This window comes from Chitinophaga sp. 05T412, from assembly GCF_056396465.1.
The window spans coordinates 146,979-170,648 of sequence record NZ_JBFTLN010000001.1 but is presented as its reverse complement, the minus strand read 5'-3'; the positions used below and the strand labels follow the sequence as shown (position 1 = coordinate 170,648).

Below are 23,670 nucleotides of genomic sequence, written 5' to 3'. Positions count from 1 at the left end.
AAGGAATTTTGAGTATTTTGCGGCGCGTTCTGGTATATATGAAATCTATACAAAAATATCTTCCCGTATTACTCTTGTCACTCTTATTGCTGGCCGGTTGGCAGCAAAAATGGTGGAAAAATACGGCTGCGCCGCCTGCGCCCGGTAATAGGCCCGTAGTAGCCCGTGGAACCGTTAATAAAGCCGCTATTGGTGGAGAAGCCATTAACCGGCATGCCCACCTGGAGTATACTAAACATGCCATTTGTCGGATGGGATGCCGTCAGGTGACTAAGACTGAAGTGGAAGAAATTCTGCAAGGCGGTGAAGTAAACGCCGAAAAATCCAATCCGGCCGACCGCCCTTGTCCTACCTATGCCCTGGAAGGATATTCCAGCGAGGGACAACATCTCCGGGTGGTTTTTGCTCCATGCGATAGCGAAAATGCTAAAGTCATCACTTGTATTGATCTGGACAAAGACTGGAGTTGCAATTGCGAGTAGCAGAAAGCTGAAAGCATAAAGCAAAAAGCTATTGAAGCGAATGATTAAAGCGTATATTATCCGCTTCAATAGCTTTTTGCTTTATGCTTTCAGCTTTCCCCTTTTCCGGATTTTGTTGTAGTTTTCCACTCTAATCAAGAGGCGTCTATGAATTTTTTAATGAAACCGTTGCGTGTTATTTATGTGATATACGCCGCTGCCATCTTTCTGGGTATCATGTTTCTGATATTGCCGCCCATTTTCCTGGCGTCTTTACTGGGTAAGCAGAAAGGTGGAAATATTATTTTTTATTTCCTGCGCTTCTGGGCACATGTGTGGTTTCCGATGGTAGGTATGCCGGTAACCCGTAAATATGAATGTGAACAGGACAATGATCCCTGCATTTTTGTGGTCAACCACCGCTCTTATCTGGATGCTGCGATAGCGGTGAAAGTAATGCGCCTCCCTTTTCGCCCGTTAGGGAAAGTAGAAATGTCTAAGATTCCTTTCTTTGGATTTATTTATAAGAACTCTGTAGTACCGGTAGATCGCTCTAATGCTGCTGCCAGGGCCAGAAGTGTACGCGAAATGATGACCGCCCTCAAAGCGGGTATTTCTATCCTCGTATTCCCTGAAGGCACTACCAACGAAAGCGATCAGCCGCTGCGTCCTTTTCATAATGGCGCTTTCCGGATGGCCATCGAATTACAGATGCCTATTAAACCGGTGCTGTACCTGGATGCCGGTCATCGCTTACCGCATAAAGGCCCGATGCACCTCAATCCTGGCAAATGCCGTGTGGTATTCCTGCCTGCCATTCCCGTAAAAGGAATGACCATGGATGATATCAATACCCTCAAACAACAGGTGTTTGATGTAATGGACAAAGAATTACGCAAGTACCACGAATACCCAACCCTGCAGCCAATCGGATGAAATACGCAGACGTAATATTGCCATTGGCGTTACCCAGAAATTACACCTACGCGGTACCGGAAAGCATGGAAGCCCTGCTGAAACCGGGTTGTCGCGTTGCGGTACAACTGGGTAAACAAAAGAAATATGCAGGTGTTGTAAAAGCGGTTCATGAACAGGCGCCCCCTTATAAAACCAAGCCACTGCTGGATATGCTGGATGCTGATCCGGTCGTATATCCTACACAGTTAGCTTTCTGGACCTGGGTAGCCGCCTATTATATGTGTACAGAAGGAGAAGTGCTGAATGCCGCTCTTCCCGCTCACCTCAAGCTTTCCAGCGAAACTTTACTGCTGTTCAACGACGCCTATGGCGATGATTTCAGCGCACTGGATGATGATGAATACCTGGTGGCAGAAGCATTGCTGATCCGCAAGGAACTGCGTATAGAAGAAGTGCAACTGATTCTTGATAAATCTGAAGTATACTCCGTTATCAAAAAACTGATAGAGAAAAAAGTACTGCTGGTATATGAAGAATTAAAAGAAGTATATAAAGAGAAGAAAGAAAACTACGTGCAGCTGCACGCTGAATATCAGGAAGAAGCCCAGCTGGCGGCGCTCTTCAATGATATGGGGCGCGCTCCCAAACAAATGGAATTACTGCTGGCCTATCTGCATTTACAGAAAACACAGGGCAGCGTATTACAAAGTGAATTGCTCAAAAAGTCCGGTGCTACTACTGCACAACTAAAAGGACTGGTAGATAAAAATATTCTCTGGATAGAAAAACGTACGGTAGACCGTATTCCCACCGGGAAAGTAGATACGCAGATAGATTTTGACCTGAGTCCTGCACAGGAGGTAGCGCTGACAGAAGTACGTACCCACTTTAAAGACAAGCAGGTAACGCTGTTGCATGGCGTAACCTCCAGTGGTAAAACACAGGTGTATGTGAAGATGATGGAAGAATGCCTGGCCAGTGGAAAACAGGTCCTGTACCTGTTGCCGGAAATAGGACTAACGGCACAGATTATACGTCGACTGCAGAAACATTTTGGCAGCAGCATAGGCATTTATCATTCCCGCTTTAATAACAACGAGCGGGTGGAAATATGGAATAAAGTAAAAACCGGTGAGCTACAAATTATACTGGGCGCACGTTCCAGTCTGTTGTTGCCGTTTAAAGACCTGGGCCTGATCATACTGGATGAGGAACACGATGCCTCTTATAAACAACAGGACCCTGCTCCGCGCTACCACGCCAGAGACGCTGCTATTTATTATGCAGGTTTGTTCAAAGCCAAGGTGTTGCTGGGTTCTGCCACACCATCGCTGGAATCGTATTACAATGCGCAACAGAGAAAATATGGTTTGGTAGAGTTGAACGAACGCTTTGGTGGTATGGAAATGCCCGCCATTGAGATCGTGGATATTAAAAAGGAGATGGCAGAGAAAACCATGGATGGTAATTTCAGCGAGGTGTTAAAAAATGCGATCTCACAGAGCATCGCGGATGGAAAACAGGTGATTCTGTTCCAGAACCGTCGCGGCTATGCGCCTTTCCTGCTATGTACTACCTGTGGCACTATTCCGCACTGTAAACAGTGTGATGTGTCGCTTACTTATCATCGTAACCAGGATAAGCTTACCTGTCACTATTGCGGTACACGCTATCCTTACGTTCATACCTGTGTGGCTTGTGGCGCACAAACGCTGGAGCCCAAGAGTTTTGGTACTGAGAAAATTGAAGACGATCTGCAACAGGTATTTCCTGAGGCCCGTATTGCCCGCATGGACATGGATACTATCCGTAATAAGGATAGCCATAATAAACTCATTCAGCTGCTGGAAGAGCGCAGTATTGATATATTGGTAGGCACTCAGATGGTGGTGAAGGGGCTGGACTTTGAAAACGTGAACCTGGTAGGTATTCTGAGTGCAGATAATTTACTGGGATTCCCGGACTTCCGGGTGAACGAACGGGCCTTTCAGCTGATGGAGCAGGTGAGTGGCCGCGCCGGCCGCAAACATGGCATGGGTAAGGTGCTGATACAGGCGAGCAATACGCGGCATCCGGTGTTGCATTATGTAATGGCACACGATTATAAAGCGATGTATGCCGCTGAAATTGAGGAACGCCAGGTGTTCGGCTATCCGCCATTTTTCCGTTTACTGAAGTTAACTATCCGTCATAAAAATCAACAGGTAGCCGAGCAGGCAGCTATGATTCTGGCCAGTTGGTTACAACCTCATATTGGTACGCAGCTGGTAGGGCCTGCAGCACCGCTCGTTGCCAGGGTGCGCAATAACTATTTGCAGGAAATGTTGATTAAACTCCCGCGTGATGCCCGTATGATTGCACATATCAAGCAGGTATTGCAGGAGTTTATTATCCAGTTGAAAGCGGAAAAAGCTTTCCGCTCCGTGGTGATCGTGCCGGATGTAGATGGCGTATAAAAGGACTACTCTTTTTGCAGCACCAGGTTTTGTTGCTGTGCTTTTGATATTTGTTGCTGTATTTGTCCGAACAGATTTTTCTGCGCGCCATTTAAGTCCATCTGCTTATACCATTCTACGATAAAGATGTGTAGCATATTACCTTCCTGTTCGCATCGCATTTTATAGCCTAGCGCCGGCTGGGTCCCTGAATCGTTGATATCTGCCGAAAAATCTCCTTTATTCAATATTTTATATCCTTCCGGAATAGGAATATTCACCCTTTTTTCCTGATAGTAAGGGAACGCAATTTGCACGGGGAGATTACCGGGGGGCATGTCTGCTTCCGTGGCAATGGTACCTCCCAGCAGTTGTCCCAGGTGGATAACGACTTGTGTGTTTTTGTTTTCTATGAGAGATGGGGTATTCAGTGTGCTGTTCAGCCGCATCGGTTTATCCAGCATGCGGTTATTGAACAATTCATTTTCTGCTGTTACCGCTGTGGGTTTTCTCACGCCGGGTTCAAACGGTAAAAGGGCGTTGTATAGCCTGAATTTAGCTTCTGTATCATTATTGGCAGTGCCAAAAGCATGTTTAATATTAGCTGCAGGGTAACCACCAAATGATTGTTTCACCTCCCAGATAGGTTCCGTTATTGATTTAAGGGTGGCATCCAGTGTGATATTGCTCAGGGTATAAGGTACTACCGGAGTGGTCACAAAATCGACGAGTACTTTACTTTCCTGGCCAATCACCGTGTCGCGGCAACGTAGGGCGGGGATGCCTGCCCATAGCGCCGGATAACAAGGAAAACGTGTATTCATGTCCGTTGGCGACAGTGCTTGTTGTACCTGCGGGAAATACAGTAATACATTACGGGGCAGCTGTCTGTTGACCAGCTGGCTGTCGATTAATATGCTGTCGCGGGCAGATGTAAAGAGCACCTGTGTAGGAATATTGAGCATATAATACACCGCATTCATCAGGCGGACCATGCCTGTTTTATCTGCACGTCTTGATTTGAGAATAGAGATGATATCAACGGTTTCGCCGGTTTCAGCGGGAGCGGTGAGTGTAAAGTTGGTTTTTACAAACTGCTCCACCATATAAATCATTTGTGGAACGGGCATCCGTTGTTGGGTGAAGGTCCATTTGGGCAGTTCTTTTTCCAGTTGTTTGAATTCTGGTTTTGAGATGGCCACAAAAGGGATGTAGTTATCATCACCGAATTGTTGCCAGTTCATGCGGGTAGTATCTTTCCCATCTATCACCTGTTGGAGGGCAAAATCCACGCGTTGCAGCTGAGGCAGGAAATAGTAGCGGTCATCGCCTTTGAGGGCAGGTACGGGCTGCATATTCAGTCGATAGTAGCGGCTGATGCCTCCGGTGCTATCTGTAATGGCCGGTAGGCCTGGGGAGGTTTTAAACCGGAATTCCAGTTCTTTGGGCGCTATCAGCAGGAAGCTCACCTGATTGCAGGAAAGGGCGGATTGCAGTATTTCGCTACCGGCGTAATCCCAGGCTACTTTCAGGCTCAGTTCATATTCTATTTCCGAGCCGGGTTGCAGTACCAGGTCGTTGACAACGATTGCTTTACGGGCGTCGTTGAGTGGCAGCATCCGAACCTGGTTGTTGAGATCCTTTGTTTGCCCGTTGGCCGAAATGGTGCGTATGCGCAGGCCCCGCAGCTCTTCGTTAGCTTCGATGGTCATGATGAGTTGCGTCAGACTATCGGCTGCTGCCTGTGTATTGACTAATACGCTTTTATAGATGGTTTTGTAATGAGTGTAGTTATTGGCTTTGTCGGCCCGGTTCACATTGAAATCCCTTACCATCCGGTAATCCAATACCGTATAGGGGTGATCGGTAGAAGTGATGGCAGGTGGTGTTGGCTTTTCTTTCCATAGTTCAGGAAAATACCCGTTGACCTGTGCCTGCAGGGAACAGGGAAGCATTGCAATTACTGCAACAGCCAGAAGAAGGACCCTTTTTTTCATACCTGCTAAAGATAAGATTGAATTTTCGCATTTCATGAAGCGCCCATTGCCTGAATGGCATCAGATTCCCATACACTGATGCCGGTGTTAGCCTGTTTTGTGGCTGCTATCATGGCGTTGGCAACTGTGGCTGCTTTAATACCCCGGTATTTTTTCCATCTTCCCTGTAATAAAAAATAAAAAAGCTGGATCAGCCATTTTCCCAGCCACTCACCCAATCTGAATTCTTTTCTAGTTCCGATTAATACAGAAGGTCTGAATATATACAGGCTATGGAAGCCGATGGCCTCTACGGCAGCTTCCATTTCGCCTTTGGTGCGCAGGTAAAAATTGCGGGACTGCACATTAGCACCAATGGACGACATGATAGCCAGCTGAGATACACCTTGTTCATGTGCTATACGGGCGCATTTTACGGGGATACCGTAATCCACTGCCCTGAATTTTTCCTGGCTGCCCGCCTTTTTAATGGTGGTGCCGATGCAACAAAATAGCACATCACCCTGTAAGGCAGCGGTCAGATTTTCTGTATCCTCAAAATCCACGATAATGCATTCCAGCCGGGGCCTGGAATGTGCCCAGGGCTGGCGCACCAATACCTTCACTTTGCTGAAGGATGGGTCCTGAAGTAGGGTAGCCACCAGGTGGGTGCCTGTTAATCCGGTTGCGCCTATAACAATCGCCGTTTTGTTCATGGGATGTAGCAGTTTCTAAATGATTTGCGGTTATCTTTGCTGACCATAAATTTAGGTTATTATGCAGGTATCAGAAAATGTTCTGCTCAAATCATATAATACTTTCGGTATTGAGGCCCAGGCTCGTTATTTCGCGGCTTTTTCTTCTGTAGCAGCTTTGCAGGAACTGACTGCCCAACAACGTGCGCAACAGTTGCCGCTGATGATACTGGGAGGAGGTAGTAATATCCTGTTTACACAAGACTTCAACGGTTGGTTGCTGAAGAATGAAATCAAAGGCATTAGCATTGTAAAAGAAGATAACGATTACGTATATGTGAAATCCGGTGCAGGTGAAAACTGGCACCAGTTTGTGCAGCATTGTATTGGATTGAATCTGGCAGGACTGGAAAATCTGTCGCTGATACCGGGGAATGTAGGGGCCAGTCCTATGCAGAACATTGGCGCTTATGGTGTAGAAATCAAAGATGTGTTTCACGAGCTGGAAGCGTTACACCTGGCCGATAATAAGGTGGTGACCTTTAATAATGCTGATTGTCATTTCGGTTATCGCGAAAGTGTTTTCAAAAAGGAATACCGGCAGCAGTTTGCTATTTTATCGGTGACGTACCGTTTAAGTAAACAGCCTCATTTTAACACCAGCTATGGTGCTATCAACGAAGAGCTGCAACGGATGAACGTAACAGATTTGTCCATACAGGCGATCAGTCAGGCGGTGATTAATATCCGTTCGTCCAAACTGCCCGACCCTGCAAAGATTGGTAATGCCGGCAGCTTCTTTAAAAATCCCACGATCAGCAAAGCACAGTATACCGCATTACAGGAGGCTTATCCACAACTGGTAGCTTATCCGGTAGCAGACGAGCACTTCAAACTGGCAGCAGGCTGGCTGATAGAGCAATGCGGCTGGAAAGGGTATCGCAAAGGCGATGCCGGTGTACACGCCAAACAGGCGCTGGTACTGGTTAATTACGGACATGCCAAAGGCCGCGAGATCTATGATTTGTCGCAGGAAATATTGGATAGCGTGGAAGAGAAATTTGGGGTAGCGTTGGAAAGAGAAGTAAATATTATATAAGAAAATTACGAATTACGGATTACGGATTTGTGAGTAGATAATTGCGAATGTTATTACTCGCGTTTACTATCTACCCACAAATCCGTAATTCGTAATTCGTAATTTTCTTGTACTATTGTGCTGAACCGCATTGCTACCTGATATGCCTGATGATGAATTATGGACATTGTTGAAAACCGGGGAGATCACCGGATTGGAAGGATTATACAGGGAATATTTTCCGATCTTATCTAACTATGGGCTGAAGTTTACGTTGGATAAGGCTTTTATAGAAGAGAGCATCAATGATCTTTTTTTGAAATTATGGCGCAACAGGGAATCTATCAATACACCGCAAGTAGCCAAACACTATCTGTTATTGTCTTTCCGTCGTATGTTGACACGGAAATTGACTTATAGTCCATCCCGCCAGGAAGAATCCATATCAGCGGAATACGTTCCTTTTAATTTGGAGCTAACCTACGAACACCCGCTCATTCGCGCTGAGAGAGCCAGCGAGTTAAAAAACAAAGTAGACAAGTTATTAGATACCCTTACCAACCGGCAACGGGAGGCCATCTTCCTGAAGTTTTATGAAGATCTCTCCTACGAGGAAATTGGGGATATACTTGAAATAAACACCACCGCTACCTATAAGCTGATTTACAGGGCATTGGAGCGCTTGCGTGAACAATTAGGTGGGTTTTCGCTACTGGTATTTTTACTGCTGCTGCAGCGCCAATAAAAAAAGTAAAAAATATTTTTAGAAAATGGGGTAATACTGGAATTATCCTGCGTCTGTATTTGTAAACCTGCGGACCACCGCGTATGAATAGAGCAAAAGATTTTGAGCATTATCTGTCGGAGGACTTCCTCGTGGATGAATATTTCATCCAATGGGTGAAGTATCCCAGTGCGGAAGCGGAGGCCTATTGGGGGAAATTAATGACTGATTTTCCGGCAGTGGCGCCAAAGATGGCGGAGGCCCGGGAAATGGTGTATGCCTTATCTACGCCGGTAATCCGGCGCAACGAGGGCGCTATCTCCGAAAACTGGGAAAAGTTACTCGCGGATATTTCGCGGGAGCCGGTGGCACGCGTGTTTTATCTGCAGCGCAAATGGTGGGCGGTGGCTGCCAGCATACTATTATTGATGGTATCTGCCGCAGGTTGGTGGGCTACTTCTTCTGTCCGTATTCATACCGGATTCGGAGAAACGAGGGAAATCATTCTGCCGGATCATTCCGTTGTAATGCTGAACGCTAATTCAACGATCACCTATGCACGCGCCTGGTATTTCACCCACCAACGAAATATTGACATGCAGGGGGAAGCTTTCTTTGATGTGAAACATCTGGGAGATACTTTCCGGGTAACCGCCGGTAACGCCATGGTAACGGTATTGGGAACTGCCTTTAATGTACGTGCGCGCAACGGTGTTTTATCTGTAGTGCTGCAAAGAGGTCGGGTACGTATTGATCGCTTCAATGCGCCACAGCAGCCGGTTTACCTGCTGCCTGGAGAGGGCTGGAGTAATACCGCAAAAAACAATATTCCGGCAAAAGTGGATACACTCGCCGTTACCGCCTGGACAAGACATGAATTATTATTAAATGGAACCAAAATAAACGAGATTATTCACATTTTAGAAGAGCGCTATGGGTATACTATAATCACTAAAGATTCGTCCATTCTTGAAAGGAAAATTGAAGGAAGAGTCCCTATGCAGGGAGAGCAAGACTTATTATTTGTTTTATCCAGAATACTGGACGTAAATATCAACCAACATCAGGATACTCTTTTTATTACCAATAAGGAGTAGGCCTCATTTACCAACCAAAAAATCAATCAGGTTATGAACAGAGCGCTGAAGTTTATTCAGGCTGTGACCATGGCATGCCTATTAATGGCTGGCTCACAGCGTTTAGCTGCGCAGGCCAGAAACATGCCCGTTACCGCTGCATTAAAGCAGATTACAAAATCGTTTGGTACCAGCTTCGTTTTTGAAAATAGTTTGCTGGAAGACATCTCCGTTAGCTTTGATCCCGCTACGCTTTCAGGCAAATCGGTAGAAGCAGCGTTAAAGGAATTATTGTATCCAAAAGGATTAATCTTCCTGTTTGTTAATGACAACACCTATACTATTATCCGTGATGTGCGGAAGAAAAATCCACCTGTGGGAATGGTAGTTGGAACAGTTGACCAGAAAGCTTTTTCCGGTACCGTTACCGATGAAAATAATCGCCCGCTGCCAGGTGTCACCGTGAAAAATCTGAGTAATAAAGAAGGCGCTTTGACAGATGGCAATGGATACTATTCATTGAAACACGCCAATGTGGGTGATATGCTGGTTTTCACTTTTATAGGCTACAAAACCCAGCAACAGCTGGTGTCAAACTCCTCAAGACTTACTGTCAGCATGGCGCCTGATAATATCCAGTTGTCTACTGTAGAGGTATCTACCGGTTATCAAACCATTGCCAAAGAAAGGGCTACGGGTTCCTTCTCACAGATTAAAGATCAGGATATGGAGAAGAAGGTAACCATGAACGTGGCCGATAAAATGGAAGGACTGGTAAGTGGATTGTTGGTAACCGCTAATCCACCCGATGCCAGTGGACGTCCTACTACTAAAACCTCCCTCACACTTCGTGGCCGCAATACCCTGCGTGCACAACAGGACCCGCTCATCGTTATTGATGGCTTTCCTTATGAAGGCGATCTGGCCATGCTGAATCCGGAAGATATTTCCAGGATCACCTTCCTCAAAGATGCTGCAGCTGCTTCCATTTGGGGAGTACGCGCCGCCAACGGTGTAGTGGTCATAGAAATGAAAAAAGGGAGGAATCAGGGTCGACAAATTAACTTCTCTACTAACTATACCATTGGTGGAAGACCAGATCTGGGATACCGCCCTGTAGCCAATAGTGCGGACTACCTCAATTTTGAGCAGGAAGCGGTGAATAAGTCGCTGCTGCCGGACCCCACCGGGAGAACATTACCCGCTACTTCCGCTGGTGCCGACATCTTCTTCCGTTATAAGCGTGGAGAAATTACCGCAGCGCAAAGAGATGCACTGGTAGCACAACTGGCGTCTTACGATTTCAAATCCCAGTATAACAAATACCTGCTCCAGCAGCAGCAAATCAAGCAATACAACCTCTCCGTTTCAGGCGGTAACGAGGTGGCCAAGTACTTTATCTCCGGCTCTTTCAGTGATGAATTGCCGGTGGCGAAGGGCAACCGCAATCAACGTGTTACGCTTAATTCCGGCAATACTTTTCAGCTGACTAAAAAGCTGGAAGCCAATGTCGGGTTCATGATTGTAATGACCACTAACAAAAATAACGGACCGGGGCTTCGGCCGCTGGAGCCGGGAACCAGCACATTGTTGCCTTATGATCGTATTGTAGATGATAATGGCGCCCCTATGCAGTATGCACGTGCCTTCAACAGACGTACACTGGATTCTCTGGAGAAAATGGGATATCAGCCCTGGAAATATAACTATATCGATGAACTGGCCAATGCCGATAATACTTCCCGCAGTAATCTCTATCGCTTCAATGGGGGCTTTAATTACAAGATCATGCCGGGCTTGAGTGCAGCGATCAGCGGCTTGTATGAGAAATCCTTCTCCCGTACCAGAAATTATTATAACCCTAACACCTATACGAGCAGAAATACCGTCAACAATGCCACTTCTGTACAAGCAGGCAAACTGGTATACGGACTGCCGAGAGGCGGCATCCTGGATTTTTCCAATGCTGAAATGGAACATTATGATGTACGTGGTCAGCTGAATTTCAATAAATCATTAGGTGCAAACCATAGAATTGATGCCGTAGGTGGTGGCGAAATCAGGCAGGTATGGGCAACCGGCGCCAGCAGCAGATTGTATGGCTATGATGATCAAACACTGACTTCCAGCCTGGTGAATTACGATACGTATTACAAAACCGCGGTGACCAACTATCAGAATAAGCCTTCTAATCCTAACAGCTTATCAGATGCGCGTGACCGTTATCTTTCCTGGTATACCAATGCGAACTATACTTACAAAGAGAAATATGTATTGTCGGGAAGTGCCCGGCTGGATGATTCCAACCTGTTTGGCGCCAGCAAGGAATACCGCGCCACACCGCTATGGTCAATAGGTGGTATGTGGAAACTGGGAGAGGAAAATTTCCTGCACATTCCTGTGATGAACAGGCTGAATATTCGCGCTACCTATGGTGTGAATGGAAATGTGGATAAGACTACCAGTCCTTATCTGATAGCAGCTATTCCATCTTCTATTGGCTATTATAACGGGTTGCCATATGCTAATATTAGTAATCCAGCTAACCCGCTGCTACGCTGGGAAAAAACAAAAACACTGAATTTCGGATTGGATGCCTCCTTCTGGAATAGCCGGCTGGAAATGAGTATAGACGCCTATTTCAAAAGATGTTATGATTTGCTGGGACCAGCTGAGTTTAATCCCACTTACGGATTTACCACGCTGATTGTAAATACGGCGAAAGTGGATAACCGTGGAATAGATCTTAATCTTTCTGCTGATATTATCCGGACGAAGGCCTTCAGCTGGAAGTCTATATTAAACCTGGGTTATAATGTGAATAAAGTGGCCTCCTCCAATTTACAAAGGGAATTGGTGACCTATTATGTGAACAGTGGCGCTGGTTCCAACCCGGTGAAAGGGAAGCCTATTGAGGCGGTGTACAGTTATCGTTTTGGTGGCCTCGACAGTGTAGGCCGGCCGACTGTATTGAGTGGTGGCGGTAAAAGAATGCTATCGGAAGATGATATTTCTGCAGATCTCTCTACCATTACTTATAGCGGTAGCACGGTGCCTAAATATTTCGGTGGCTGGACCAATACCTTCCGGTATAAACAGCTGGAGCTCACTGCGCTGGTGACTTTCAAGCTAGGGTATATATTCCGCAGACCAAGCGTTTCTTATTTTAGTTATTCCACGCAGAAGTCCATTCACAAAGATGTGGCTTTACGATGGAGACAACCAGGTGATGAAAGTAAAACAATTGTACCGGTGATGCCTTCCACTGGTGTGAATTACTCGGACCAGTGGTATACACTGTCTGATCAGCTGATTGAGAGCGGATCACATATCCGGTTAAGAGAGATTTCTCTATCGTATGATCTTCCGCAGCAACTCCTGCGCCGTATACATCTGCAAAGATTATCCTTACTCGCTTATGGCAGAAACCTGGCATTATGGACTAAAAACAAAGAGGGTATAGATCCTGATTATATTCCTTCTGCCTACTATAGTATGCTGCCTCCTGCCAGGTCATTTGCTATTGGTTTACGTACAACATTTTAAAACATTAAAGAACGTTTCATGAAATATATACACTTATGCCGGATCGCTTTGGCAATCATTGTGCTAAGCAGCTGTGGACGTGATTACCTGGACATAAAACCAAAGGGTAAGGTGATACCCTCTGTTTACAAAGATTACCGGCTATTGCTCAATGACGCCTACACTTTACCCACTTCTTATGGCGCTGATGAATGGATAACGGATGATGTGGAATTCTATGATCCCAAAGGATTGACTTATCTGGGCAACAGCACTTTTAAACTGCATACCTGGCAGAATAATGTGTATGTGAGCAATGATGATGATGATATGTGGAATGACCTGTATAAACAGATATACCTGGCTAACGTGGTACTGAATGGCATGAAAACAGTGACGGATGGCGCTGTAACAGAACGCAACCAGGTGATAGGAGAAGCATTGGTGCACCGGGCATTTGCTTATTTCTCTCTGGTAAATCTTTATGGAAAGCAATATGACGCCACTACAGCAGCCAAAGATCTGGGAGTGCCACTGCTGCTGGTACCTACTACTGATCAAAAATTAAACAGGGCTTCTGTTCAGGCGGTATATGACCAGGTATTTGCAGATCTCAACCAGGCGGTTACGCTGTTGGGCCAAACGAGTACCACCTATTTCGAACCTTCCCTGGCGTCTGCCTATGGAGTACTGGCACGCGCCGCACTGGCTACCGGTAAATACCAGGATGCTATGGCCGCGGCTAACGCCGCGCTGGCTATCAGAAATAAATTAACCGACTATAACCAGTTTGCAAATAATCACACTTCATTCCCGATCAACAGCGCCAACCCCGAAACCTTGCTGATGAAACTGGCAGATAATTCCTATAGTTGGTTTTCTATCAGCAAAGATCTGCAGACCGTATTTAAGGATTCTCTGAATGACCTGCGCTACCAGATACTCTTTACTTCTACTACAGATCCTATGCGGGGTTACCTATACTACTACGGGGAGTTTTTATCGTTCGATACCCGGAACCTGGGACCTACCGTAGCAGAAATGTACCTGGTAAAAGCAGAATGTGAAGCCAGATCAGGGGATGCTAACGCCGCTATGAATGATATGAACACTGTACGGCAGGCGCGTATTCTCAAAGCGTCGTATCAGCCCGTTACAGCTGCTTCTGCGGATGAGGCCCTGGTGAAAGTATTGGAAGAAAGAAGAAGAGAACTGTGTTTCCGTGGCATGCGACTATTTGATCTGAAACGATTGAATAAAGATCCGAAATTCGCTAAAACGCTGCATCACAGCTATAATGGGAAGCAATACGATATCCAGCCCAATTCTCCCATGTATCTGTTTCCGATAGCCCCAAAGCTGCGTCAACTGAATCCGGAAATAGAACCTAATGAACATTTATAATGAACCATTACACCGGGTCTGCCGCATAGTAGCAGCAGACCCAATAATATAACGCTTATGTATACACGTATATTAAGTTTACTGTTGCTGTTGATGGTGTTTAAAGTAAATGCACAGGATAAAGGCATTCACTTCGAACACGGACTCAGCTGGAAAGAAATCAAGGCTAAAGCAAAGCAGGAGAATAAATTCATTTTCGTGGACTGCTTTACCACCTGGTGCGGACCCTGTAAATGGATGAGCAAGGAGATATTTCCACTGGAACCAGTGGGCACCTTCTTTAACGACAAATTTATCAGTGTGAAAGCGCAGATGGATAAAACGAATAAAGACGATGACGCCGTAAAGCAATGGTATGCAGATGCAGATGCCATCGCCCGTGATTATAAAATCATGGCTTATCCTACGTTTTTATATTTTTCTCCTGAAGGACAACTGGTACATATCAAAGTAGGCGGTGATACTACAGATGCCTTTATTGCTGCTTCTGCCCAGGCGCTTCATCCGGAAACCCAGTACTATACTAAAATGGCCACAGCGTTAAGCAATGCTGGTAGAGATACCGCATTGCTCCGTAGTCTTGCATTGGAAGCCAAACGGAATTACGACGGACAATACGCGGACATTTTCTCCAGTCGTTATTTACAGGCTTTACCGGATATATATACTCCTGCTACCATTCATTTTATAGAGGAGTTTACCCGGAGCAGTACGGATACAGGTTTTGTTATCTTTAGAAAGAATAGAACCCGGATTAATAAACTAATGGGAGATCGCTATGCAGAGGCGAAGCTGGAACAAATTATTATGTCCGAAGAAATTTATTCAAAGATGCAGGAGGGAAAGATAGCAGATCTGCCAGTGGTTAAACACACTATCCGGCAGAAGTACCCTGAATTTGCGACGGTAGTGTATGGGAAATTCGAGTTACAATACTATCTGCAAAACAAAGAATATGACAAATTCATTCCCGCTGTAAAGGCATTTGTAAAGGACCACCAGGCGGCAATTAATGCTACTGAAATGAGTAGCTATGCCCGTTCCATGGGTGTACATGCCTCGGATACCACTTCCCTGCAGCTTGGGCTTAAATGGATTGAAATCGTTTTACATAAAGAGGTGACTCCTGATTTTATGACTGTTAAAGCCAGCCTCCTGTATAAATCAGGAAAAACAGCCGATGCTATTGCATTGCAGCAAGCGGCCATTGATAAGTACGATCACACGCCTGATAACAAATACCTGATAGGGTACCAGGAGAAGGTGTTGGATAAAATGAAAAAAGGGGAAACGCTTAGGTAAGCGTAAAGCAAAAAGCAGAAAGCAAAAAGCTATTGTAGCGGGTGATGATTGCGAATATTAATTCGCTTTGATTACTCGCTACAATAGCTTTTTGCTTTCTGCTTTTTGCTTTACGCTCTCCCTTTAATATCTGCTATAATCTTCCCTGCATGTTCTCTTGAATTTTCAATGAACCATATATGCGTATTCATACCGCCGCAAACCACGCCAGCGAGGTAAATGCGGGGCATGTTTGTTTCCATGGTGATGGGATTATATGCCGGTATTTTTAGTCCGTCGTCAGATAGCACGATACCCGCTTTTTCCAGGAGCTGGAAATTAGGTTGGTAGCCGGTCATGGCGATCACAAAATCATTCGGAATGGTGATGGTACCATCCGGTGTAACGATATCCACTTCCCGCTCGCGGATGGCCTGTAGCGAGGAATAGAAATATGCTTTGATAGCGCCTTCTTTAATACGATTTTCAATATCAGGTTTTACCCAATATTTAACCCGGGAGCCAATCTCCGACTGCCGGATGACCATGGTCACCCTGGCGCCTTTGCGGTAGGTTTCCAGTGCCGCATCCACGGCGGAGTTGTGCGCGCCTATCACCACTACATCCTGTGTAGCATAGAAGTGTGGATCTTTGTAGTAGTGCGTTACTTTGGGCAGCTCTTCGCCCGGTATATTCATGAGATTAGGAATATCATAAAAGCCGGTAGCAATGATTACGTGCCGGGCGTGATAAGTGGCTTTGCTGGTGGTTACCGTATAGGCGCCGGCATTAGGTGTTATTGCGGTTACTTCTTCAAACAGCCGGATGTTCAGGTGGTGAGAAGTAGTGACTCTGCGATAGTATTCCAGCGCTTCCGGCCGCGTAGGTTTGGGATTGATGGACATAAAAGGAACATTCCCGATTTCCAGTCGCTCAGAAGTAGAAAAGAAGGTCATGTATAACGGATAGTTATAGAGAGAATTTGTTACACAGCCTTTTTCTATGATGAGATAATTAAGCCCGGCTTTCTTAGCTTCCAGTGCACACGCAAGCCCTATGGGGCCTCCCCCTATGATCAACACATCAAACGCAGCATTCATACAATCAGATTTTTAAAGGGCTGCCATATAATCCAGCAACCGATACATGATATTATTATTTTGAGTCAGCAGATGTTCATGCTGATGTATTTTCTCTTCACTTTGAATAAAGGGGCCGCCTGCCGCGATGGTATTAGCGCCGAATTGGAGCATATCGTGCAAACTGGCGGGTGTTAGTTCCATATGAAACTGGAGGCCTATCACGCGGTCGCCATAGATGAATGCCTGATGACTGGTGGCTGCTGACGCAGCAAAGCGTGTGGCGCCTGCCGGTACATCGAAGGTATCTCCATGATAGTGGAAGGTATTGAAATGTTGTGGGAGCACCGCTTGCAACGGCGAGGCCTGATCCTGGAAGCTGAGATCCAGTGGATACCAGCCCAGTTCTGTTTGCGTATGTGGGTATACGTTAGCACCCAATGCGGCTGCCAGCAGCTGTGAACCCAGGCAGATGCCCAGTACTTTTTTGCCTTGCTGCACCGCGGCTTGTATGAGGGCAATTTCTCCGGGCATCCAGGCATATTGATCCTGTTCGTATACGCCCATGGGGCCTCCCATGATGATGAGCCAGTCTGCGTTAGCCAGTGCGGTGGTGTCTGTATTTTCGTACCAGCGGGTATGGGTGACCGTATGATTTCCTTTGGCCGCCCAGTCGGCAATGCAGCTTAATCCTTCGAAAGGTACGTGTTGGAAGTAGTGAATATGCATATGCGGATGGGTAAAGATGATTCCCCGAAGATACGCCCGCTATTTCACTTCTGCTCTTATTACTCTTAAATATTCATGACCTTTCATGCTGGCGCTTTTGTCGCCGAAGTATTGGCGGCGATAGTCCGCGGCGCCGCCCTCGTAGCGTACTACCAGGTTATGTGCTTCGAGATAATCACGCAGTACTTTCGGGTCCATGCCGAAATCCCAGTCTTCACCGGCGCGGCGGAGCAGCCGGTTTACTTTGTTGGCGCCGTGGAATGCAGCAGGATTGTCCAGCACTGCTTTATCCACATAGCTCAGGATGATTTGTGTACCCGGATTGTATTCTCTTACGTGATGAAAGATGGTGGCGCCCAGGCGGGCTTCCAGTTCAGTGGTAAGGGCTTCCCAGATAAATAATGTTTTATAATGTTCGCGATAGAATAGTTGAGGAATCACATCGGAGATCTGTTGTGTATTCATGTCCAGTTGTACATAATCAATCGGAACTTGCGGCAAACCTTTGATGGTGGCCAGCCGGGTGCGTTTGCGATGTTGTAGCACCGGATGATCCATTTCTACATAATGCAATGGCACTCCGATATTCAGGCGGTGCGCCCTGGTATCAAAGGTGGCATTCAGGATAATGACCTGGTTGATACCGTCGTTTCTGACGGCATCGATGATCATGTCGTCAATTAGTTTTGTTCTGGCTACGCCGGAAGTGAAAGTGCCTGGCCAACGAAACTGTACAGCAGCCATGACCAGCTTTCTGAATATGGAAATGTTGCAACAGGCCAGCAAAAGCTGGTAGAATTTAGACAGGAATACGGTGGCAAACGGATCGTGAAACAAGCGTTCCGTTTCCGGTTTAGTACTTTCAAGGGCGCGGAATGCAGCCATGTAAGTGCCCGATTTGGTGGCGGGTAAACGGCTCATGAATTAGTTCTACTCATGTTATTGGATACCTTTTGCGGTTATCTTGGTTGTGTCTATGATCAAATATATGTAAAAATGAGAATTGCATTATCATGGGATTTTCCCCGGTATACTATACCAGCGTGCAAATAGCAACCAGGGCCAGCGTGCTGATAAATACCCATAGTAATATCCCTTGTATTAAGGGTTTACGGCCAATGCCCCTTAAGGATTCCCTACTGAGATTGGTGCCAATGAGGAAGAGGGTGAGCGATAAACCTGTCTTAGCACTGTGTACCATAAATGGTCCTATTTGTTGTACCAAAGGCACCCAGGTATTGAGTAACATGGCGATCACGAAAATACCGATGAACCAGGGAATCTTTATTTTACCGCTATCTGTTTTAAAGAGCAGCGTGGTAATAAAAGCCACGGGGATAATCCATAGTGCGCGGGATAGTTTCACGGTAGTAGCTATTTGCAGGGCTTCTTCTCCGTACTTGTTAGCCGCACCAACTACGGAGCTGGTGTCATGAATGGCGATGGCGCACCATAATCCAAATTGCTGCTGGGATAAATGAAACAGATGCCCGATGGCAGGGAATATAAACAGCGCAAGGGCATTGAGTAAAAAGATAATGCCCAGGGCAACAGATACCTGTTTTTCACCAGCCTTCATCACCGGGGCAATGGCGGCAATGGCGCTACCGCCGCAGATGGCGGTACCACAGGAAATGAGGTGAGATGTTTTTTTATCGATGCCCAGCAGTTTTCCCAACAGGGCGCCCATGAACAGCGTAGCTGCGATAGCGGTGATGGTAAACAGCAAGCCGGATTTACCTGCCTGCAGGGCGCTGTGTACGTTCATGCCAAATCCCATTCCTATGATAGACAGTTGCAGCAGCCAGTGCGTGATACGTGGTGTAGCCACCGGGAATGGGTTGACGGTAGTTTGCGCCAGGGCAAAGCCCAGGAGCAGCGCTACCGGCGGTTGTACGATGGGCAGCAGGGTGATGGCCGCTGCTGCCAGGAATATTATTCTGGAAGTGTTTTCGGGTAACCAGGCGCCTGCTATTTTCTCTTGTTGCATACACGAAACATTTGTAATGAGGCACAAAGTTCCGTACTGGCAAGGCCGAAGTCAAATGGTGATAAGTAATCTCTGATAACTAAAAGTTATGACCTTAATCAACAGAGAGAATGAACTTATTGAATTTACCGGCGAAATCTTCTTTGAGGGTTTTATCGATGCCATTGAGGTAGCTGACGGTAAATCCGCGTTGAAGGCGACGGGTAGTACTGCCATCCAGTTGCAGTGGGCGGGCATGGAGTACGCCAATCAGTTGTTTGCCCTGGAAGATGAGGGCCAGCCGGTAAAGGGGGCTGGGATCATCGATACCGCTTTCGTAGTTGAAGTAGAGTATATAAGGTTTCAGCGTAGTTTCTTCTTCCAGTTTAAAGCTGTGGATAAAGGGCTGCAGGTCGTCTGTACTGCGACCGGCATGTTGTTTCAGGTAGCTGGTCAGGGCGGATTCAATGATGGAGCCGTTGCGGATACTTTTCTTTTCCGTATAGCCATTGATGGTAGCCCACATTTTTTCGCCATTGGTAGATACAGGTAATTTCATATCCCGTTGTAATACGCCGGCGGCTACGCCATTTACTTTTATTTGCTGGCCTTTGCGGAAAAGTGGTTTGCTGAATTCTTCTTTAGAGATATCAAAATCGATGCTGACCGGGTACCAGTCTTTTTTTACGGGGGCACAGCGCAGGGGAATATAATCTACCAGTGATACAATGGGGTCGCCATTGGGATTGTTATATATCACGGCGTTGCCGCTGATTCTTTCGCCGATGATGGGTGCTATGGCGCCAGCCAGTTTAGGGGAATTCGTTTTTTTAGGAGTGCTTTTGCCGGTACCGGTGGCCGCATTTTCTTCGTTATCGTATTTGCTGTGCGTGTTTTTCAGGTTGCACGATGCCAATAATACCGCCAATGCCAGGCAGGACAGCTGTTTCTTGAGATGCATATGGTAAAATTACTGTTTTATGGGCCTGGAAGTGACTCTGGCTTCCAGCCGCTGCAGCATCCGCGCAAAGATTGGGCCTAGAATTCGGCGTATATAACGGTATCGGCTATTTGAAGGCGGTGAATTTGTTTCATACTGGAAAATGGATCAAGGGGAGACCAGTCCTGGCTGGTATACAGCTGTATATTTTTGCCCATTATTTCCTTTTCCAGTGAATTTAGGGAGATACCGGGATGGGTTTTACGGGAGATGTAATAAATTTTGTGATCGTTTTTCAGGTGAATCATGATGCCAGGAGGGCCACTTTTTAATTCCTGTACTATACCACTGGTGGGTATACAATTCTTTTTTGTGGCTTTATGAGCAGATGGTATACCGGAAATGAGCAATCCCGGTATTAAAGCGGCTACGAGCAACAGGGCTACGATGCCTTTTTTGTTGGCTTGTTTATTCATGATCCGTTGGCGTAAGTAGGTTAGGTACAGTATCATCAATTTACGAAAATTGACGGAAAATAAGGCTGCATTCTTTTCGCAGTAAAACATAAAAAAAGGGCGTCTTACAGGAAGACACCCTTTTATGTAAAGTTGAACTATTTATTTTTTTTCTTTGGTGTCGGATTCTTCTTCCCATTCATCGTTATCATCCCATTCATCGTCTTCATCTTCCCAGTCCTCTTCCTCTTCTTCAATCAGCAGACTTTGTTCAGAACCTGGCTCTATGCTGTTATCGCGCCAGTAAGCAACAATTTCATCTGCCTTCTGTTGGATGGGTGCAAAATCGCTGACCGCTTTGTCTTCAAACGTGATTTCCACGTCAGGCATACCTTTGATGGTATTGAAGCAGTCCTGCAACACGGAGATATTGACCGGTGCGTTGCGTAATGCGCTGTAAGACAGGCGGATGGCATCGAACGGGCCGCTGTTGTGAAACACCTCTTCTCCGTTGAGCATGGGAAAGAGCCATACTAATACGTCATCGCCGGTATCTTCGCTATTGAGGATACCAAAAAAATCGTCGAGTTGTTCGAAACCCAATGGCGCCAGTTGGGCAAAAAGTTTGTTCCTGGGCGGGAATTTAGGATGCTCTTCTCCTGTAATCAAGAATAATTCACCGAATCTTGGCTTTTCCTTGGCGAACCTAAAGTCAATGAGGATATCGTTTTCCATTGATGGCTATTCTATTTTCTACTGTAATTTAATGGTTTAATCGGAAGGTATTGAAAAAAAGTTCTACTGGATAACGGTTACGGTACTAGTGCTGCTCATATTATATTAAAAAAAAGCGAGTTTTATCTTGTTCAGAATTATATTGATAATCCTGAACAAGACAAAACTCGCTAAAAAAAATTATACTACATAAAATGATAACGTACGAAAGCTTCCATGGCTGCATATTTCTGCAAGCCTAAGCGGTCGTAGAGATCAGCGGTGTTAGCATTACGGTCTTCCGCACGTTGCCAGAATTCGCGTAAGTCGGTACCCTGGAAAGGCACCACGTCTTTCTGACTCTGGTGGATGAAGATACCGAGGCGTTTCTGCATAACCTGGTCAGGGCTCATTGGCACTGCCATTTCAATTTCGTGGATATCCCACTCCTGCCATGCGCCTTTGTACAGCCATACCCAGCAATCTTTCGCCCAGTCTTCACTTTTTACGATGTCGAGTGCCGCGAAAATAACGTCCAGGCATACTTTGTGGGTGCCATGCGGATCGGCGAGGTCACCCGCGCAGTAGATCTGCTGTGGTTTCAGTTTGCGGAGCAATTCTACTGTCAGGGCTACATCTTCAGGACCCATTGGTTTCTTTTCCACCAGGCCGGTTTCATAGAAAGGCAGGTTCATGAAGTGTGCGTTATCTTCCACGCCTACGTAGCGGCAGGTAGCTTTCGCTTCGCAACGACGGATCAGGCCTTTAATGGCGCGGATTTCCGGCGTATCTTTCTGGCTTGGCTTCTTGGTGCGGATAAATGCTTTCGCTTCGTCCAGGATCATAGAGCTTTTGCTCTTATCGATGTCGAACATCCCTTCAAATCCTACGGCGAAGTCGATGAAACGCAGCAGGAATTCGTCGGTAACAGCGATGTTGCCGGAAGTCTGGTAAGCTACGTGTACATCATGGCCTTGCTCATGCAGACGGATGAAGGTACCACCCATAGAGATGATGTCATCGTCTGGGTGTGGAGAAAAGATCAGCGCACGTTTTTTAGCTGGTTCAGAGCGTTCCGGATGATTCGGTAACTGCGGACCAGGTTTACCACCAGGCCAGCCGGTGATGGTGTCGCGGATGGCGTTAAATTCTTTGATATTGAGCTCATAAGCAGAACCGTACTGTACGATCAGGTCGTTCAAACCATTTTCGTTATAGTCTTTATCTGTGAGCATCAGGATAGGCTTATTCAGCTTCAGTGCCAGGCTGGTTACCGCTTTACGGGTTAAACCAGGTGTCCATTCGCAATCGCCGGTGAGCCATGGTTCGTTGAAGCGGGTGAGGTCAGCTGCTGCCTGCTCATCAATGATGAATTTGCAGTTAGGATGCTGTTGCAGGAGGGAAGCAGGTACCTGGTCGGTGCTGTGTCCTTCTACAGAGCGGCGTACAATTTTGGATTTATGAGAACCCCAGGCCATCAGCACAATGCGTTTTGACTTGAAGATGCTGCTCAGACCCATGGTGATCGCCAAACGAGGCACCTGGCTCATATTAGGGAACTCGTATGCATTGGCTAAACGGGTGCTGTTATCCAGTGTAACGAGACGGGTGTGTGAGTTGATGTTGGCGCCTGGTTCGTTGAAACCAATGTGGCCGTTGTTACCGATACCCAGGATCTGGAGATCAATACCACCTAATGCGTCAATACGTTTGTCGTATTCTTCGCAATATTTTTTAATCTGATCTTTCGGAATAGTGCCATCCGGAACAAAGAACTGTCCTTCCGGAATATCGATATGATTGAACAGGTGTTCTTTCATAAAGCGATTATAGCTCTGTAAGGCATCCGGCTCTATCGGATAATATTCATCCAGGTTAAATGTAATTACATTTTTGAAGCTCAACCCTTCTTCTTTGTGCAAACGTACCAGTTCTGCATAGAGATATTTAGGAGTAGACCCGGTGGCCATTCCTAAAATACATTTTTGACCGGCAGCCTCTTTTTCGCGAATTAACGCGGCAATTTCCTTCGCCACTGCTTTGGAACCCTCTTTGGCAGAAGGATGTATCTCCACAGCGATTTGTTCAAAGCTGTCGATCAGTTCAATTTCCTGATGATTAATCGTCATTTGTAAACGTTTTTGATTAGATGCGGTTTAAAAACGAGCCGGAAAATTAAAGAATTTACTGCTAATGAGCATTATTATTTAG

18 protein-coding genes and 1 pseudogene are annotated in these 23,670 nt (G+C 46.2%); 9 read left to right on the top strand and 10 right to left on the bottom strand.

Annotated features, from left to right (window positions below; translation table 11 throughout):
- Positions 1-38: 38 nt before the first annotated feature.
- The 3 genes from AC1DFM_RS00680 to priA all read left to right on the top strand — a co-directional run bounded on the left by AC1DFM_RS00680 (position 39) and on the right by priA (position 3,835).
- Positions 39-482, top strand: coding sequence for a DUF4258 domain-containing protein (locus AC1DFM_RS00680; protein WP_477074801.1), 444 nt, complete (start codon positions 39-41; stop codon positions 480-482).
- A 147-nt stretch (positions 483-629) separates the two neighbouring features.
- The gene (locus AC1DFM_RS00675) at positions 630-1,397 is read left to right on the top strand and encodes a lysophospholipid acyltransferase family protein (RefSeq protein ID WP_477074800.1); all 768 of its coding nucleotides are present in this window, start codon (positions 630-632) and stop codon (positions 1,395-1,397) included.
- Positions 1,394-3,835: a replication restart helicase PriA gene (gene priA, locus AC1DFM_RS00670; protein ID WP_477074799.1), complete on the top strand. Its 2,442-nt coding sequence runs from the start codon at positions 1,394-1,396 to the stop codon at positions 3,833-3,835. The genes AC1DFM_RS00675 and priA overlap by 4 nt, the downstream gene beginning before the upstream one ends.
- 5 nt (positions 3,836-3,840) lie before the next feature.
- Here priA and AC1DFM_RS00665 read toward each other — a convergent pair whose 3' ends face one another.
- Positions 3,841-5,811: a DUF3857 domain-containing protein gene (locus tag AC1DFM_RS00665; RefSeq protein ID WP_477074798.1), complete on the bottom strand. Its 1,971-nt coding sequence runs from the start codon at positions 5,809-5,811 to the stop codon at positions 3,841-3,843.
- A gap of 32 nt (positions 5,812-5,843) precedes the next feature.
- Complete coding sequence (locus tag AC1DFM_RS00660) at positions 5,844-6,506, bottom strand: oxidoreductase (RefSeq protein ID WP_477074797.1); 663 nt, start codon at positions 6,504-6,506, stop codon at positions 5,844-5,846.
- Between the two features lie 61 nt (positions 6,507-6,567).
- On the opposite strand from AC1DFM_RS00660, the gene murB reads away from it, so the two are divergent.
- From murB to AC1DFM_RS00630, 6 genes are all read left to right on the top strand, one after another.
- On the top strand, positions 6,568-7,584 hold the full coding sequence (murB, locus tag AC1DFM_RS00655) for a UDP-N-acetylmuramate dehydrogenase (RefSeq protein WP_477074796.1): 1,017 nt from the start codon (positions 6,568-6,570) through the stop codon (positions 7,582-7,584).
- Between the two features lie 142 nt (positions 7,585-7,726).
- A complete protein-coding gene (locus tag AC1DFM_RS00650; RefSeq protein ID WP_477074795.1) occupies positions 7,727-8,308 on the top strand; it encodes an RNA polymerase sigma factor in 582 nt (193 codons plus the stop codon).
- 83 nt (positions 8,309-8,391) lie between these two features.
- Complete coding sequence (locus AC1DFM_RS00645; RefSeq protein ID WP_477074794.1) at positions 8,392-9,384, top strand: FecR family protein; 993 nt, start codon at positions 8,392-8,394, stop codon at positions 9,382-9,384.
- A 33-nt stretch (positions 9,385-9,417) separates the two neighbouring features.
- Positions 9,418-12,909 carry a SusC/RagA family TonB-linked outer membrane protein gene (locus AC1DFM_RS00640; protein WP_477074793.1) on the top strand — a complete coding sequence of 1,164 codons (3,492 nt, stop codon included), beginning with the start codon at positions 9,418-9,420 and terminating at the stop codon, positions 12,907-12,909.
- An 18-nt stretch (positions 12,910-12,927) separates the two neighbouring features.
- The gene (locus tag AC1DFM_RS00635; protein ID WP_477074792.1) at positions 12,928-14,292 is read left to right on the top strand and encodes a RagB/SusD family nutrient uptake outer membrane protein; all 1,365 of its coding nucleotides are present in this window, start codon (positions 12,928-12,930) and stop codon (positions 14,290-14,292) included.
- A 57-nt stretch (positions 14,293-14,349) separates the two neighbouring features.
- Positions 14,350-15,594, top strand: coding sequence for a thioredoxin family protein (locus AC1DFM_RS00630; RefSeq protein WP_477074791.1), 1,245 nt, complete (start codon positions 14,350-14,352; stop codon positions 15,592-15,594).
- Positions 15,595-15,704: 110 nt separating this feature from the next.
- Here AC1DFM_RS00630 and AC1DFM_RS00625 read toward each other — a convergent pair whose 3' ends face one another.
- The 8 genes and pseudogenes from AC1DFM_RS00625 to nagB form a co-directional block, all read right to left on the bottom strand.
- Positions 15,705-16,673 carry a YpdA family putative bacillithiol disulfide reductase gene (locus tag AC1DFM_RS00625; RefSeq protein ID WP_477074790.1) on the bottom strand — a complete coding sequence of 323 codons (969 nt, stop codon included), beginning with the start codon at positions 16,671-16,673 and terminating at the stop codon, positions 15,705-15,707.
- 12 nt (positions 16,674-16,685) lie between these two features.
- Positions 16,686-17,381 carry a type 1 glutamine amidotransferase gene (locus tag AC1DFM_RS00620; RefSeq protein WP_477074789.1) on the bottom strand — a complete coding sequence of 232 codons (696 nt, stop codon included), beginning with the start codon at positions 17,379-17,381 and terminating at the stop codon, positions 16,686-16,688.
- Positions 17,382-17,420: 39 nt separating this feature from the next.
- Positions 17,421-18,302, bottom strand: a complete 882-nt coding sequence (locus AC1DFM_RS00615) for a class I SAM-dependent methyltransferase (RefSeq protein WP_477074788.1) — start codon at positions 18,300-18,302, stop codon at positions 17,421-17,423.
- Between the two features lie 112 nt (positions 18,303-18,414).
- Positions 18,415-19,371, bottom strand: a complete 957-nt coding sequence (locus tag AC1DFM_RS00610; RefSeq protein ID WP_477074787.1) for a YeiH family protein — start codon at positions 19,369-19,371, stop codon at positions 18,415-18,417.
- A gap of 94 nt (positions 19,372-19,465) precedes the next feature.
- On the bottom strand, positions 19,466-20,311 hold the full coding sequence (locus tag AC1DFM_RS00605) for a hypothetical protein (RefSeq protein ID WP_477074786.1): 846 nt from the start codon (positions 20,309-20,311) through the stop codon (positions 19,466-19,468).
- A 77-nt stretch (positions 20,312-20,388) separates the two neighbouring features.
- A complete protein-coding gene (locus tag AC1DFM_RS00600) occupies positions 20,389-20,802 on the bottom strand; it encodes a hypothetical protein (protein ID WP_477074785.1) in 414 nt (137 codons plus the stop codon).
- Between the two features lie 105 nt (positions 20,803-20,907).
- Positions 20,908-21,480: a hypothetical protein gene (locus AC1DFM_RS00595; RefSeq protein ID WP_477074784.1), complete on the bottom strand. Its 573-nt coding sequence runs from the start codon at positions 21,478-21,480 to the stop codon at positions 20,908-20,910.
- A 185-nt stretch (positions 21,481-21,665) separates the two neighbouring features.
- Positions 21,666-23,594: pseudogene (nagB, locus tag AC1DFM_RS00590) on the bottom strand (glucosamine-6-phosphate deaminase); the annotation flags it as partial.
- Positions 23,595-23,670 lie beyond the last annotated feature (76 nt).